The sequence below is a fragment of the Mesorhizobium sp. M0140 genome, assembly GCF_040322475.1.
Lineage (GTDB): Bacteria > Pseudomonadota > Alphaproteobacteria > Rhizobiales > Rhizobiaceae > Mesorhizobium.
This window is the reverse complement of record NZ_JAMYTM010000046.1, coordinates 1-15,164: the sequence shown is the minus strand read 5'-3', so window position 1 is coordinate 15,164 and position 15,164 is coordinate 1. Positions and strand designations below refer to the sequence as shown.

Sequence of the window (15,164 nt, the reverse complement as noted above, 5' to 3'; positions counted from 1 at the left end):
GAGCGACCGGATGCTCCGTGGCTGGTACGGATCGGCTGTTTCCACGGGCGTTCCGGTTCGCTTCAAAGCGGACAGGGCCGGGACACTGTGGACGTTCTGATCGCGCTTGAGTAGCTTGTGCGACCCCCAGGGTCACCTGGGAATACGCAGGGAGGCGGCTTTTATTTAGCCTTGCGCCCAATTACGAATTCGATCCAATCCAGTCCGGAGCAAAAGCTCCGCGTCCTCCCGATTTTCGGCTTCGACGTAGCACCGCATTTCCGGGGCATTTCCGGATGGACGCAAATGCAAGACACGCTTATCCGCGAGAGTGATACGAAGTCCGTCAACATCGCTAACCTTGCTTACCACTCCAATCGACCCGACGAAGGCGGCGATGTTAGTTTCCGCTGTACGAAGGTATGTCATGAGGCGAGTGCTGCTTTCGACGGAAAAATTTTCCAAGCGATCCGCCGCCGCCGCCGGCAATTGAAAGGAACTGCCAATCTCCGACAGTGGCTGCCCACTTGTATTAACAAGGGAAAGTGCCGCGAGGATGGGGAGAAAACTGTCGCGTGTAGGTAGCGCTGGCAGTTTAGTTCCGTTCGGGTCAAAGTCCGTGCCGGTCAACAAACCACCGTTTGCTTCGAAACCAACCACGCGCTCGTGACCCGACGCAACCAAATCGAGCATGGCAGCAATAACAAATGGCGATCCAACCTTGGTACGCACGACTTTAAAAGAACCTGCGGTCTCGATACCAGAGTTTGATGTGACCGGCGTGACGACTGCCTTCGCTTGCAGGAAGTTCGCCGTAATCAGGCCTAACAAATCACCGCGAAGGGGGTCTCCGTGGTCGTCAGCTACCAGTGGGCGGTCACCATCGCCATCTGCCGAGACGACCGCATCAAGCCGATGCTCTTTGGCCCAGAGCTTGAACTGTTGAGCAGTCTCGTCAGAGACCGCTTCAGTGTCGACAGGAATGAAACCTTCCGAACGTCCCAGGGTTACGACCGTCGCACAGTGATATGAGAGAATGTCAACCAAGAGATCGCGCGCGACTGTGCTGTGCTGATATACGCCCACCGTTAAGCCCTTTAGAGCATTAATCTCCATAAGCTTTCGATTGCGCGCCATGAAAAAGGCCTTGCATTCGGCCTCCCGGTGCTGCCGACGTGCAACAGCACCTTCAAGGACGTATCCGCGCTTCTCCAGCTGCAAGGCGATGCGCGTTATCTCCCGCTCATCATCCTTGTCGATCTCACCGTCGGGTCGATAGAATTTTATTCCATTACGGTCGGCCGGAATGTGCGAGCCTGTGATCATCAAACAACCACTCTTACGCGCCTGAGCATACAGTGCCAGGGCAGGGGTGGGGACTGCGCCGCAATCGACTACGATGAAGCCGAGCGCGGACAGTGCCGCCGCACAGACGGCGGCGATGGCCGGACTCGAGGCGCGAAAGTCGCGCCCTATGAGTATCTCGTCGCCAATTCTGGCCAGGCCGGATTCCAGCAGGAATGTCGCGAATGCCGTTGCATATAGGGCAGAGGCGGCTCCTGCCAATTCTGTCGCCAGGCCCCGTAATCCACTTGTTCCGAATTTCATACCAAATCCGACGTTGCTAACCGGGTTTTGAAGGTAACATGCTCAAACTTTGGCTCGTCCGGAATGCCCATCGACAGATCCCTCGGACGAGAACAAGAAGTACATTCGGTTACCGTAGACGCGTTCGGTTATCGACGGTTACCCTTGTGAGGATTGACGCAGTCGGCGTCGGCGTGGGCAGCGCACCGTGACCTTCACGGCGACGAGGTTGGAGCGGATGGGGTCCGGGTCCGGCGGGGCTCCTCGCGGCTGGCTCACATGAGCGCTATCGCCATCGAGTGATTGTCTCAGTCTACATTAGCTCTGGGTCCCGAAAGCGCGTACAGGCCTGAGACGCAGCAAATCCTCTTATCTACCGCCGTTCGGTGTAGCTCCCGTTTAGAAATGCATGATAGACACTCTCGATGCCTTCCATGAGAGTGATCTTTGCTGCCCATCCCAAAGTGCGCAGCTTGTCGACGCTCATCAGCTTTCGCGGTGTACCGTCAGGTCTAGAGTGATCATGCGCGATCTCCCCAGTAAATCCGACTACACGGCAGATCATTCTAGTCAGCTCTAGGATCGTGATGTCCTGTCCGCAGCCGAGATTGACGTGATCATGGTCAGAGTAGTTCTTCAGAAGGAAGACTAATGCGTCGGCGCAGTCGTCGACGTGCATGAATTCCCGACGTGGTGTGCCCGTGCCCCAGATGGTGATTTGCTTATCACTTATGAGCTTAGCTTCATGCGCTTTCCGGATCAGCGCTGGGATGACGTGGCTTGACTGCAAGTCATAATTGTCGCCTGGCCCGTAGAGATTCGTCGGCATAGCGGAGATGTAGTCGCGGCCGTATTGCTGGCGATAGGCTTGAGCCATTTTGATGCCGGTGATCTTGGCGACGGCGTAGCATTCGTTGGTGCGCTCTAGTGGCCCGGTCAAAAGCGCGCTTTCAGGAATGGGCTGTGGTGCCATCTTCGGATAGATGCAAGACGAGCCGAGGAAGAGGACGCGGTCGACATTGTTTTCGTGGGCTGCCGCGAAGATATTGGCCTCGATCATCAGATTGTCGTAAAGAAAGTCGACCGGATAGGTGGCGTTCGCGAGAATACCACCTACCTTTGCCGCCGCCATAATGATAGCGTCCGGTTTCATCACTGCCACGAAGTTTTCAACCTCGGTCTGTCGCTTGAGGTCTAGCTCTCCCCGAGGGGCGGCCACAACTTTGCAGTCTTCAGACGCGAGTCGGCGTACAACAGCGCTGCCCACCATACCTTTGTGGCCAGCGACCCACACGGTTTTTCCGTTCAGATCATACATTACGCTTCCTTCATGACTACAGATGTCTGCATGACCTTCAGGTCTTCGCGCACCATTTCCGCAGCAAGCTCGCGCACGGATGTCTCATGCACCCAGCCGAGCTTCTCCTTCGCCTTGGTAGCGTCACCCAGGAGAAGATCGACTTCCGTGGGGCGGAAGTAGCGTGGGTCCACTTGGACTAGGCATCTGCCGCTCGCTACATCATAGCCCTTTTCGCCGACACCCTTGCCACGCCATTCGATCTCGACGCCGATATCTTCGAAAGCCCACTCGACGAATTGGCGGACAGGAGTCGTTTTGCCCGTAGCCAGCACGTAATCATCCGGTTGATCCTGCTGTATCATCATCCACATACCTCGCACGTACTCACGCGCATGGCCCCAATCGCGTTGAGCATCGAGATTGCCGAGATAAAGCTTGTCCTGCTTGCCCAGGTAGATAGCAGCGGCAGCGCGGCTGATCTTGCGCGTCACAAAAGTTTCGCCACGAAGGGGGCTTTCGTGATTAAAAAGAATGCCGTTGGAAGCGTGCATACCATAGCCCTCGCGATAATTGACGACCATCCAGTAGGCGTAGAGCTTGGCGGCGGCGTAAGGGCTGCGCGGATAAAAGGGCGTCGTTTCGTTCTGCGGTACGGACTGCACGAGGCCGTATAGCTCCGAAGTCGAGGCTTGATAGAAGCGGGTCTTGTCCGTCAGGCCGAGGAGGCGAATCGCCTCAAGAAGTCGCAATGTACCGATACCGTCCGCGTTTGCTGTGTATTCAGGTGTTTCGAACGACACCTGCACATGGCTCTGAGCAGCCAAGTTGTAAATTTCGTCTGGCTGAGATTCCTGAACCACGCGGATGAGGTTAGTCGAATCAGTGAGGTCACCGTAATGCAAGATCAGGCGCGGATCGGATTCGTGCGGGTCTTGGTAGAGGTCTTCGATACGACCCGTGTTGAAGGAAGAGGAACGTCGCTTAATCCCATGAACGATGTAGCCTTTTTTGAGAAGAAGACGGGCAAGATAGGCACCATCCTGTCCAGTTATGCCCGTAATAAGAGCAATTTTTCTGCTATCGCCCATTCTATTCCTGCTCTATCTAAAGTTTAAAGTTTCGGCTCCGGCTCGCCACGCCGACACAATGTGCGGCCCGCCCCGTGCCCTATGGAGCACTTCGACAGATGCGGCGCGAAGCTCGTCATTGACAGTCTGCCAGCCGAGCACACCTGCTCTTGCTTGGAGTCACAGCAAAATAGAGTTGCGCCGCTAACTGGGATTCGTACATGCGGTCAGAGTGCCGCTCAGCTCACGCCGCGAGCGACTGTACTCCAAGCACCTTGCAGCTGATTTGCTCATCTATCAGCGAGTGAGGACGCCCTTCTTTCTTGCTTCAGCGTCTTCTAATGGGAATTGTTTGGATCAGTGAAATCGATTGTTTGGATAAAGTGCATCCACAGAATGGATGGTCTGACCGAGCAGCCGGGGCGCATCGCCGGCCCGGAGTCGTAGGTCCCGAGCTTCCGTTCGGGGCGAGGACAAAGTTCGTGGCCGCGAGCCCTCACCACAGCATCCGGCACAGGTCGTGCAGAACTTTGGGAGCAGACTGCAGATTCTGTCGATCAGCTGGTTCCAGGCGCGTCGAGCTGTCGACCTCATCTCGCCCGGTACCGGTTGCTGTATGCAGCCTTGCACCCTTGGCGTCTGGCGTCGACGGAATGATTTGCTTCGGCAGGCAGTGTCGCAGCGTTTCCCGGCTGTTTCGGCTCTATTGGCCGGGCCCGCGTCAGCCGAGCCCCTTCATCATGGCATCCAACACATGGATGGCCGGCATCCACTCAATAGATTTTACATATGCCGCGGAAGCCCATTAGAGAAGGCTGAACCGGAAGCGAGGGCATCGGCTTCAAGCTGTGCAGGGATAAGTGGGCAGTGCTGAGGGAGCTCTTCTGCCCTACGGCCCGGCCTCTGCCAAGCGCCCGGCGTCAGGGTCTACTAGTGTCGACTAAGGATTCCAAGCCGGATGCAACCTCCTCTCCGAAACGAGATTTCCGAAAATGCATGTTAGTGGATTGGAAAAGCGCCGGTTCGTCGTCTCTCGGAGGCGTACGGGGTTCGGTGATTGTCTGTGGTCATTGGCGGCCGCTTGGCGCTACGCGCAGCGGTCGGGACGAACTCTAGTCATCGACTGGCGGGGGGCCTGCTACCTCGACCAACCCTTCACAAATGCGTTTCCGGTGTTCTTCCAGCCGATCAATGACATCGCTGGCGTGCCGGCTATTTCCGACGACCGGATCAACGACGTTTCCTTCCCTGGTCCATTCTTCCCGGAGTGGTGGAACAGGCCGGCGATCGAGTGCCTTTACCGGCCAGATGAGCAGATTTTCCAAGAGCGCGATGAGTTGGGCGAGCTCTTTCAGGCCGAACACGATGTCGAAGCGAACACAGTAGTGTGTGACGCTTGTCTGATGTGGCGGTGCGATGAGGATGCAGAGCGGCAGGTGTTCCAGAGTGTCCAGCCTCGGCCAGAAATTCAAGCCCGCATAGATGCCATTTATCAGGAATGTTTTGAGGGGCACAGCATCATCGGGATTCATGTTCGGCACGGTAACGGTGAAGACATCATGGAGCATGCGCTCTACTGGGCCGATCCGGAGCTCGCCGTTCGGCAAGTGTGCGCTGCAATTGACAAGGCTAAGGCGTTACCGCACCCTAGGCCTGTGCGGCTGTTCTTATGCACGGACAGCGCGCGGATACTGGATCTTCTGTCGGCCAGGTTTCCCGATCTGCTCACTGTCCCGAAGCACTTCGGATCCAATCAAGGTGGCCCCTTACACACTGCAGCACTCGGGATTGACGGCGGAATTTCCGCCCTCGTTGAGATGTATCTTCTCGGGCGCTGCGATACCGTAATTCGGTTTCCCCCGACGAGCGCCTTTACACGATATGCACGCCTTTTCGCACCACGGGTAATTGAATTCGATCTGAAAGAGCCAAGTCGTTTGACTTTGATAGAAGGCAGCCAAGTCTCTGATCTCAGTTAAGACCCGCCACCTGCGCAATTCGGCAGACGCAACCAACAGGCATAATTGAATGCGCATTTCTCACCGACGCCAGTGGAGGCGTCGTACATTACCGATAGCGTCGTCATCTGACGCCGCCTGCAACGCGCCAGAACTTCGCTGTTACGCGGGGGCCGCAGACACGCCAGAGCGACGGCGATCGTGACGCTGACGCTCGAAAGAACGCGGGCGATCACTCCAGAGACGAAATTGAGGTTGGTTATGAAAGTGATTCCCGTGATCATCAGCGGCGGAGCCGGATCGCGGCTATGGCCCGCCTCAAGGCAATCGCACCCCAAACCTTTCCTCAAAGTAGCGGATGGATATTCTCTCATTCAGCACACTGTGCTGCGCGCCGCTTCGATAGAAGGTGTCGTGGAACTCGTCGCTGTGACATCCGGGGAACACCTCTTCCTGACCAAGGACGAATTTGACGAGCTGGATTCCGTGGTCCTGCCACGCACCTTTCTGCTCGAGCCCGAAGGCCGGGATACGGCCGCCGCCGTGGCTGCAGCCGCGATCCATGCGAGGGCAACGCAAGGCCCTGACGCGATCCTGTGCGTCTTCCCGGCCGATCACCTGATTAGCAACCTGCCTGCGTTTCTAGACGCCATGGGCCTGGCCATGGAACATGCCAAGCTCGGGCGGATCGCCACATTGGGCATCACCCCAACCAGACCGGACACAGCATTCGGCTACATCGAAGCAGATGGTGAGAACGTCGTCCGTTTCGTTGAAAAACCGGATCTGGATACAGCCAAAGCCTATGTCGCGTCTCAACGCTTCTTCTGGAACGCCGGCATCTTCTGCTTCAGTGCGCAAACCATGCTCGACGAGATGGTTTTGCATTGTCCCGAGGTGCTCCAGGCGGTCGCCGATAGCTACGAGAACGGCCGCGCCAGTCAATGCCAAGGCTTTGCCAAAATCGAACTCGCGCCTGAGCATTTCGGTTCCGCGCCGCGAATCTCGCTCGACCACGCTGTCATGGAGAAGACTAACAGACTTGCCGTGATTCCCTGCCACATGGATTGGAACGACATCGGATCTTGGAACGCAATGGCCGATTTGATCGCCCCCGACGAAAGCGGGAACAGGATACGCGGCGATGTGCACATGGTCGACACGACCGGCACCTATGTGAGCTCCGACAAGCGCGTCATCGGCACGGTGGGCGTAAGCGATCTGGTGATCGTGGATTCCCCGGACGCTTTGCTTGTCACATCCCGCGACCGCGTTCAGGACGTTAAGAAGCTCTTCGAGGGCCTCAAGGCTTCGGGACATGAAGCTCATCTGGTCCATAGCACGGTACACCGGCCCTGGGGTACCTATACGGTTCTGGAGGAAGGCGAGCGCTTCAAGATCAAACGCATCGAGGTGAAGCCCGGTCGCCAGTTGAGCCTGCAGATGCACTATCATCGTTCGGAGCACTGGGTCGTGGTCAGCGGCTCCGCCAAAATCGTCAATGGCGAGCAGGAGTTGTTCCTGGCGACAAACGAATCGACCTACATCCCCTGCGGCCATAAACACCGGCTGGAAAACCCAGGCAGAATTGACCTGGTGATCATTGAAGTGCAGAGCGGCGATTATCTCGCCGAGGATGATATCGTTCGCTTCGACGACGAATATGGTCGAACGTAGATAACAGTACAAAAAACGTTAAACGGCGAGCCGTCGCTCAAGGATCTCTGTCGTGGGTTCTGGGCCTGACATTGGCAAGCAGCGGGCCGAGCGTGTCATAGTATCCGCCCCGCACTCTCATCAGGCACTCGATCGTGGTCGAAAACATCGGTGATTGCTTGACAGCGCGCCGTCCGCTGTAAGGCGGCAATGAAATCCTCATCGCTGCAGATGCAGCGGCCGCTGGAATCTTTGGCTTTCGGATCATGGAGGTGAGAACCAAGGGGGCGCAGTAGATTCACGCGAGTGCTGGTTGTCGGACTCATCGGAAAACCCGCACTATGCTTGACCAGGTCTGCGGCAAGCATGATCCCGGCAAGCGCTGATTGAAAGGCCATCGGAACCACGGTTCGAAGGAGACGACTTCCATCGCTAAGCTGGAACACCAGGCCGCCGCAGATAACCTGCTGATAAAAGGAACGGAGGGGCTGGCCAACAAACGCGGCGAGCGGCTCAAACGGCACAGCCATCGCCGCACCATGCGACACCTCCCAATCCTCTCAGATTAAAGGTGTTGCGGCGACCGGTTGAACCCACCGCCCTATTTCGGCCGTTGAAGTCAGCTTCGCCACCGCCTGAAAGCGGATGTTGCAAGCGGCCAACCTGGAGGTCGCAGTTGCGCCAGAGAACGAACCCGCTCGCGGGAGGGGCGCGGGCTTTGGGGTGTGTGCTTCGTCGGCAGCGTCGGTGAGGCTTTGATCGATCAGGGGTGACGGACGGCCATCGGCCTCCGAGCATGAAGTGTCAACCTTCAGCTTGACCGTCCCTACGCATCCATCCAGCAGCGCGCTTCGCGAGCGCATGATCGAAGACATGTCCATGCGCGGCTTCACCGAGGATACGCGCCGTGACTATATCCGTTGCGTGAAGGCGTTTGCAGCCTTCATCGGGCGCTCGCCCGACACGGCAACGACTGAGGATCTTCGCCGTTTCCAACTGCACCAGACGCAAGCCGGCATGCGGCCGCCCGGCATCAACAGCTCGGTCTCGGCGCTGCGCTTCTTCTTCACCGTGACGCTCGACCGGCCCGATCTTTCCCGCCGTCTCACGATCATCCACGAGCCGCGCAAGCTGCCGCTGGTGCTGAGCGTCGAGGAGGTGGCGCGGCTGCTCGAAGCCGCACCGGGTCCGAAGTACAAGGCCGCCCTCGGCACGGCCTACGGCGCCGGGTTGCGGGTGTCGGAGATCGTGGCGCTCAAGGTGACCGACATCGATAGCACACGCATGCTGATCCGCGTCGAACAAGGCAAGGGCCGCAAGGACCGCCACGCCATGCTGTCGCCGCAACTGCTCGGCCTGCTGCGCACCTGGTGGCGTGAGGGCAAACGCCGCGGCGTGATGTTGCCGCGGGGCTGGCTGTTTCCGGGCCGCAACCCGATCAAGCCGCTCTCCACGCGGCAGATGAACCGCGCCGTTCATGCCGCAGCCGAGGCCGCCGAGATCAAGAAGCGGGTGACGCCGCACACGCTGAGACATTCCTTTGCCACCCATCTTTTGGAGCAGGACGTCGACATCCGCGTCATCCAGGTCCTGCTCGGACATGCCCGGCTCAATACCACCGCGCTCTATGCCCACGTGGCCACCAAGACGATCCACACCGTGATAAGCCCGCTCGACCGGATCACGCTGCAGGCAGAGGCAGACGAGGAGACGAGACCGGACGGCTGACGCGGCGGCGGTGCGCCGCCCGTCCCTGGAGGTCGCCGACATCTTCCTTCGCCACGGCGCCGCCTGGCGCGCAGCCCAGGCCGGCCACTTGAGCCTCGGCCAGCTGAAGGTGATGTCGGCGATCGAGACCTGCCGCCGCAGCCCTCGGCGGTCATGTCGAGGCCTGCGAGGACTGCGGCCACAGACGGATCGCCTTTAATAGTTGTCGCGACAGACATTGCCCCAAATGCCAGGGCGCGGCGGCCAGGGAATGGCTTGCCGCGCGCGAGGCCGAGCTGCTGCCCGTCGGCTACTTCCACGTCGTCTTCACCCTGCCGGCCGAGATCGCCGATATCGCCTATCCCAACAAGGCGGTGATCTACGACCTGTTGTTTCGCGCCGCCTCGGAAGCGATGCTCACCATCGCGGCCGATCCAAAACATCTCGGCGCCCGCATCGGCACCACCGCCGTGCTGCATAGCTGGGGCTCGGCGATGACCCATCATCCGCATGTCCATATGATCGTGCCCGGCGGCGGCATCGCGCTCGATGGTGAGCGTTGGGTGTCCTGCCGGCCCGGCTTCCTCCTGCCCGTGCGCGTGCTCTCAAAACTGTTCCGGCGGCTCTTGCTGGCGAAGCTTACTGATGCCCATGCCGCCGGCCGGCTGAGGTTCTTCGGCGACAATGCTGGCCTTTGCGACCACCGCGCTTTTGCTGCCTTCCTGGCACCGCTCAGACGGAAGAACTGGTTCGTCTATGCCAAGCCACCCTTCGCCGGACCCGAGGCCGTGCTGGCATACCTGTCGCGCTATACCCACCGCGTCGCCATCGCCAACAGCCGGCTGATCGCGCTCGACGAGGCCAGCGTGACGTTCCGATACAAGGACTACCGCCGCAACGGGGAGGAGCGCTACCGGACCATGACGCTCGAGCCGGCCGAGTTCATGCGCCGCTTCCTGCTCCATGTCCTGCCCAAGCGCTTCCACCGCATCCGCCACCATGGGCTGCTTGCCAGCGCCAACCGCAAGGCCAACATCGCGCGCGCTCGCGAACTGCTCGCCGCACGCCAGCCCAAGGACGAATGCGGCGGATCCAATAGCGCCGATGCGACCGCCCCAACCGACTGGCGGCCGCCATGTCCGTGCTGCGGCGGTCGCATGATCATCATCGAAACCTTCGAGCGCGGCAGCGATGCCAGAGCACCCCCGTCCGGCAGCTCGACAAGCGGAGCCCGAGCATCATGACCGGGCCCCGCTCATCACCGCGCATCATCTCTGCCGAGGGACCTTATCGTCCCCGGATGAACGGCTTCGCGCGCCGCCGCCCAACCGCACCGAAATCGCCCGCTCTTCAACCGCCACACCGCATCATGCGCCGCCTCGGCCGGCCGCGCGCGCCCGTCAACCTGAGCAGTCCCACCTGTCAGGCGCATCAGTGCACCCACCGCGGACCAAGCGAAACCGTCAAATCCCCATAGCGCCGAAACCGAGCCTCCATCCCGCGAGTTCTTTCCCTGGAGGCTTTCGGACGCCGGCCCGTCGCCAAGCCAACACGTTGTTGGCCGGCATCCGTAACCCTACACAGTTCCGGACATTCCTGGCGCTTATCCAAAGCCGACCTTTGCGTTGCGGCCTGACTCGGACCCAGAGCCTTCATGACCCGTTCCCCTAAGCCAGATGCTCGCTGTACGATGGGTGGCCCAGCATTTCGCGACAGCTGCGCGCCGATGCCCACGCAGATTGTGGTCATCCCTCTCTTCCTGTTCCCGAAGGATCATGGCATAGCGTTCCAACAGGTGGGGGAGCGGGATGTTATCGACAGTCAGGATTAACGCTCAAAGCTACTACAGTTACTTACCTAACAGCGCGCACGAATGTGGTGACATATGGCGCGGGCTTCCAACATTCGGCTCACTTGGCTGCGAGAGCTGCTGCGGGATTGTCATCACTCCGGCTTGTGATCTCAGCTGGCATAAGTCCGAAACCGTTACCTACCTGCCGATAGTATCGATCCGCTCCTATTTCTCGCTGGGGTCTGCTCTTCCGGCTGTGCTCGAGAAGCTACTCGGTGCGTTAAGGGCGACCGGAGCCGAAGTCACCCCAATATGGTCAGCTGAAACGTACATTCCCCCAGCCGAAGAGGACTTGTTGGGCGCTGATGCAACTCTAAGAATGTTCCTGTCAGAAAAACAGCGGAGCGAAAAAGCACGAGGCGCAGTTGATCGCGCCCTGGCTGGGCTTGAGATATTACGTGTTATGAGAAGCAATCCGGGTGGCGAGGTCAACGTAGACTCCCTCTCGAAACTATTCGGATCTGAGTGGCCGAAGATAAAGCAGCGGATCATCTCCAACAGCTACTCTCCGTCCTTGCACTTTATCCCTTGCGATGAGCAAAACGTGACCTTCAGCGGTGTTTCTGCGCACTCTGTTATACTATTCCGTTATCCGATCACTCTGCCAGTTAGTGTGTTAACAGTTGCGCAGGAGTCTCCAGCAGGCAGTTGGCCAGATCGCATCCGTCGAGTCGGCTTTCCGGAGCATCTCACAACAGCTCTGAGCAGCGCCCATCCTATAAAGCTTCTATCGTTGCGACCTGCTTTTCTGTCTGATCTCCTGACCCGATTCTCTAGCCTCTATAACAGAGTGGGCTCGCCAGACTTCTCCCCTGACACCTTACGACGCTTCGAAATCGAGGTTGATGCCTGATGGAATATGTTGGTTTAACACGCGAGACTTGTTCGTGGCTACTAACCCACCCAACTGCGCTGTCCTCGCTCTCTACCGTCCTCCTTAAGAATGATCTGACGGGACTTTCAAAAGCCGACTTTAACGCCGGTCCCCTGCGCCTCTCGGCTAGTGAAGACCATCGCATCCTAGCAGTCTGGAATGCCGACTATCTCTCTAATACTGGAGGAGAGAGTTGGGGAATTTTCCGACTAAACGGCCCGATGTCTATCGCGCGCCACGAGCAAATCGCTCCCCAGGTGATCGAAAGATTCATCTATGTGATAAGCCAGCGTCTGCAGGGCCTCATCATTGAGGGAGACTATATTCATCGTACTCAGGCCAATGGCTCGCATACTTGCTTAGCCGGACGAGGCTCGAACGCGCGATATTATTCCATTTGCTATTATGAAGCATCGCCGGGATTCGAAGACCTGAGCGCCAGAAGCCTCATCGGCATTGGGCCAGAACATGCTTTTGACGAGCTGACGGGTGGGATTGAGTCTGAGATAAACCGCATCGCAGTTCTCGTGACATTGTGCAATTCGCTCGTGGAGAAGCAGAATAGAAGACCTGCTTTGGAAGACCCTGCGTTTAATGAACTTCGGGCTTCTGTCCAACCAGCTCAAGTCGATCAGGATTTTCTCAGCGAGATAACGGTAAGTACCAACGGAGTATCTGCTGACATTGCGGTAAACCCATATGAGACGATTCACTGGAACTATGAGCAATGGATATCAAGCGGAGCACTCAATGAAGCTCAGCGTCGGGCCTTAGCAAGTGACGTTCTTCACGGCCATCCGGTTCGGATAATAGGCCCTGCAGGATCGGGTAAGACACTTCTGATGCAGCTACTCGCAATGCGGTACCTCCGAGATGCTGAGCGAACGAGCCGAGCTATCAAAGCAGCCTACATCGTACACAACGCCGCGATGGCTCAGTCGGTCACAGACCGTTTCAAAGTACTGGGCGGTGAAGAGTACCTAACCGGAGTAGACCGGCAACTGGTAGTCACGACTCTATCCGAGTACGGTCGAAAGAGGATCGAAATAGATGATCGCATGGTCATTGATCGCGACGCTCAGAAGACAAAGTTGTTTCAGCTAGGGCAAATAAAGAATTCTCTGAGAGAGGTACTTGACGCCCAGCCTCAACTCTTCTCTGACGGTACACTGCTACGGCAGGTCTGGGAGCAAGAGGAACTATTTAATGCGTTTGCAGTACTGACCATGTCCGAGATATCCTCGGTGATAAAAGGGCGTGGCCTCACGGACGAGAAGGAGCGATACGTTGGTGCAGAGGTCCCTTTTAGCCGTTTCCACCGGCTTCTGACACCAGCCGAGCGCGCTGTCGTATTTGACTGTTTCCGAGCATATCACAGGGTGGTTTTTGAGGAGTTTGGGATGCTCGACTCCGACGACATCGCTCTTTCACTCGCTGGTCGGTTGAGAACGCCAGTCTGGGAACTTAAGCGACGTTCCGAAGGCTTCGATATCGTTCTCGTCGATGAAGCCCAGCTTTTCAATGAAAACGAGCGAAGAATTTTTTCACTTCTTCCTACGGGTGCCACGCGGCACGTTCCAATCGCCCTGGCCCTGGACGAGGCTCAAGAGCCCTTTGGCCTGTCTGCCGCCGGGCTAGCGTCACTAGGCATTTCAGATGTCGAGAATGAAAAGCTTCCTTCAAATCACAGGTCTACGAAGGAGATTATCTCGTTCGCCTTTTTCATCATTCAAAAGACCACCGATCTTTTTGGCACGGAGTTCCCCGACTTCACAGGAAACCCTAAAGCAACCGTAGACTCTAGCCATGCGCTTGCCAGTCCTCCTGTGCTGATTGTGAGGAACCCCGAGCAGAGGAGCCTTGGCCGGTTTATTGTCAAGGCAGTTCAGAAGTTGCGTTCCCGGAACGTTCGTCAAATCGCTGTCATTTGTCATTCTGAAGGGTATTGGAACGACCTGGTGGCTAGCTTTCAGGAATCCCAACTTCCTTTGCATGTCATTACACAACGCGGAGAGAAGATCACCCCTGACCAGCCACTCGTTGTCCTTAGCCGCCCAGCATTCATAGGCGGACAGGAGTTTGACGCGGTCGTGCTTGTCGGCCTTGAACAGGGCGTAGTACCACCCCGTGTAATAGACAACCCGCCACTTGCAGCAGCGCTGGAGCAACAGGTGTTGCGAGAGACGTATTTGAGCATTTCACGCGCGCGTTTTCGGGTCGTTATTGCACTTAACGAAAACTCTTCACCAAACTCAATAATGGCGGCGGCTCAGTCGGCAGGTCTCATATCGCCTGGTGCGATAGTTTAGGGGCCTACGAACTGCCCCTTCCGGACTGATCGCCACCTGAACGGGATGTCAGAGGCAAAGAAAAAGTTTTCCGAATGCATCACACCGAGGCTGGCCAATTCGGATGGCGAGAGCCGAACGCTGAGGTGAAACCGTGTCCCGTACCCAGCGCGAACATATTCAAGGTAAGCTAAAAGGGTCAGGATCTCCGGTTCCGCTGAACGCTGGCTTCGGAGACGCCCTTGCGTGACAGAAGGTCCGGAACGGGTCAGATCACGTCGACGCCTGCGGCTGCCGGGAGTGTCCGCTTCTCAAAATCGAGCCTCGAAGCTGCCAGTCCGCATGCGGCCCCATTTCCGCCGTTCTGGACCCTGCTCCCAACGTTCGCAAAACGAGGTCAGCTATGGTCGGCAGTTTGGGGTCGCGGGAGCATACGGAACGATACGGGAAGCTTTCAGATTCTGGCCCACGAAAAACTCAACGAAACCAAGGATTGAATATGTCGTCCGGGCCACCATTATCGTTGTCTATCAATAAGTTAGCGTGTTTTATTTGCCTCGGTTAGCCAAATCAGGTTGGTGAACCTCCATCGATCTCAATTCATTGATTTATGGTGGGCTCCCGAGGACTGCCAATCAAACTGCTTTACAACACATGGCGGCGCGAAAGGAATCGAACTGCCCGCTATGCGCTCGTTCGCGATTAACGCCCCAAATTCAGTAGCGTTTGTTCAATCTTCGCAAATGGCAGCAATGCGCCTCATTGCGGCCGTTCAGCTGTCAATTGATCGCCGACGAAAGCTGTCGCTAACCTAGGCTCAGGACCTATTAAATCGCTTGCAGGGATAAGGATCGGCTGATTCATTGGCGGCGCAAGGAGACGCTGTCATGGGTGAT

The 15,164-nt window shown here is 57.5% G+C and carries 9 protein-coding genes and 1 pseudogene; 6 read left to right on the top strand and 4 right to left on the bottom strand.

From position 1 onward, the window contains the following. Positions 1-165: 165 nt before the first annotated feature. From NKJ37_RS29400 to gmd, 3 genes are all read right to left on the bottom strand, one after another. Positions 166-1,587 (bottom strand): phosphomannomutase, encoded by a 1,422-nt coding sequence (locus NKJ37_RS29400; RefSeq protein ID WP_352760256.1) that lies wholly within the window; start codon positions 1,585-1,587, stop codon positions 166-168. Positions 1,588-1,939: 352 nt separating this feature from the next. Next, the gene (fcl, locus tag NKJ37_RS29395; protein ID WP_023689384.1) at positions 1,940-2,884 is read right to left on the bottom strand and encodes a GDP-L-fucose synthase; all 945 of its coding nucleotides are present in this window, start codon (positions 2,882-2,884) and stop codon (positions 1,940-1,942) included. Then, the gene (gene gmd / locus NKJ37_RS29390) at positions 2,884-3,954 is read right to left on the bottom strand and encodes a GDP-mannose 4,6-dehydratase (RefSeq protein WP_352776161.1); all 1,071 of its coding nucleotides are present in this window, start codon (positions 3,952-3,954) and stop codon (positions 2,884-2,886) included. Before gmd ends, fcl begins: the two co-directional genes overlap by 1 nt. Before the next feature lie 971 nt (positions 3,955-4,925). Between gmd and NKJ37_RS29385 the strand changes: the two genes are divergently transcribed. After that, entirely contained in the window at positions 4,926-5,912 is a 987-nt protein-coding gene (locus NKJ37_RS29385) for a nodulation protein NodZ (RefSeq protein WP_352776159.1), read from the top strand. A gap of 240 nt (positions 5,913-6,152) precedes the next feature. Continuing rightward, the gene (locus NKJ37_RS29380) at positions 6,153-7,568 is read left to right on the top strand and encodes a mannose-1-phosphate guanylyltransferase/mannose-6-phosphate isomerase (protein WP_352776176.1); all 1,416 of its coding nucleotides are present in this window, start codon (positions 6,153-6,155) and stop codon (positions 7,566-7,568) included. A gap of 95 nt (positions 7,569-7,663) precedes the next feature. On the opposite strand, the gene NKJ37_RS29375 is transcribed toward NKJ37_RS29380, so the two are convergent. Continuing rightward, positions 7,664-8,095 carry a hypothetical protein gene (locus tag NKJ37_RS29375; protein ID WP_352776157.1) on the bottom strand — a complete coding sequence of 144 codons (432 nt, stop codon included), beginning with the start codon at positions 8,093-8,095 and terminating at the stop codon, positions 7,664-7,666. 313 nt (positions 8,096-8,408) lie between these two features. Between NKJ37_RS29375 and NKJ37_RS29370 the strand changes: the two genes are divergently transcribed. From NKJ37_RS29370 to NKJ37_RS29355, 4 genes and pseudogenes are all read left to right on the top strand, one after another. Beyond that, a complete protein-coding gene (locus NKJ37_RS29370) occupies positions 8,409-9,275 on the top strand; it encodes a tyrosine-type recombinase/integrase (protein ID WP_352776155.1) in 867 nt (288 codons plus the stop codon). Positions 9,276-9,285: 10 nt separating this feature from the next. After that, positions 9,286-10,498 (top strand): annotated as a pseudogene (locus NKJ37_RS29365) (IS91 family transposase). A 564-nt stretch (positions 10,499-11,062) separates the two neighbouring features. Next, entirely contained in the window at positions 11,063-11,959 is an 897-nt protein-coding gene (locus NKJ37_RS29360) for a hypothetical protein (protein WP_352776153.1), read from the top strand. Further along, positions 11,959-14,289: a UvrD-helicase domain-containing protein gene (locus tag NKJ37_RS29355; protein WP_352576255.1), complete on the top strand. Its 2,331-nt coding sequence runs from the start codon at positions 11,959-11,961 to the stop codon at positions 14,287-14,289. The genes NKJ37_RS29360 and NKJ37_RS29355 overlap by 1 nt, the downstream gene beginning before the upstream one ends. The last annotated feature ends 875 nt before the right edge of the window (positions 14,290-15,164 follow it).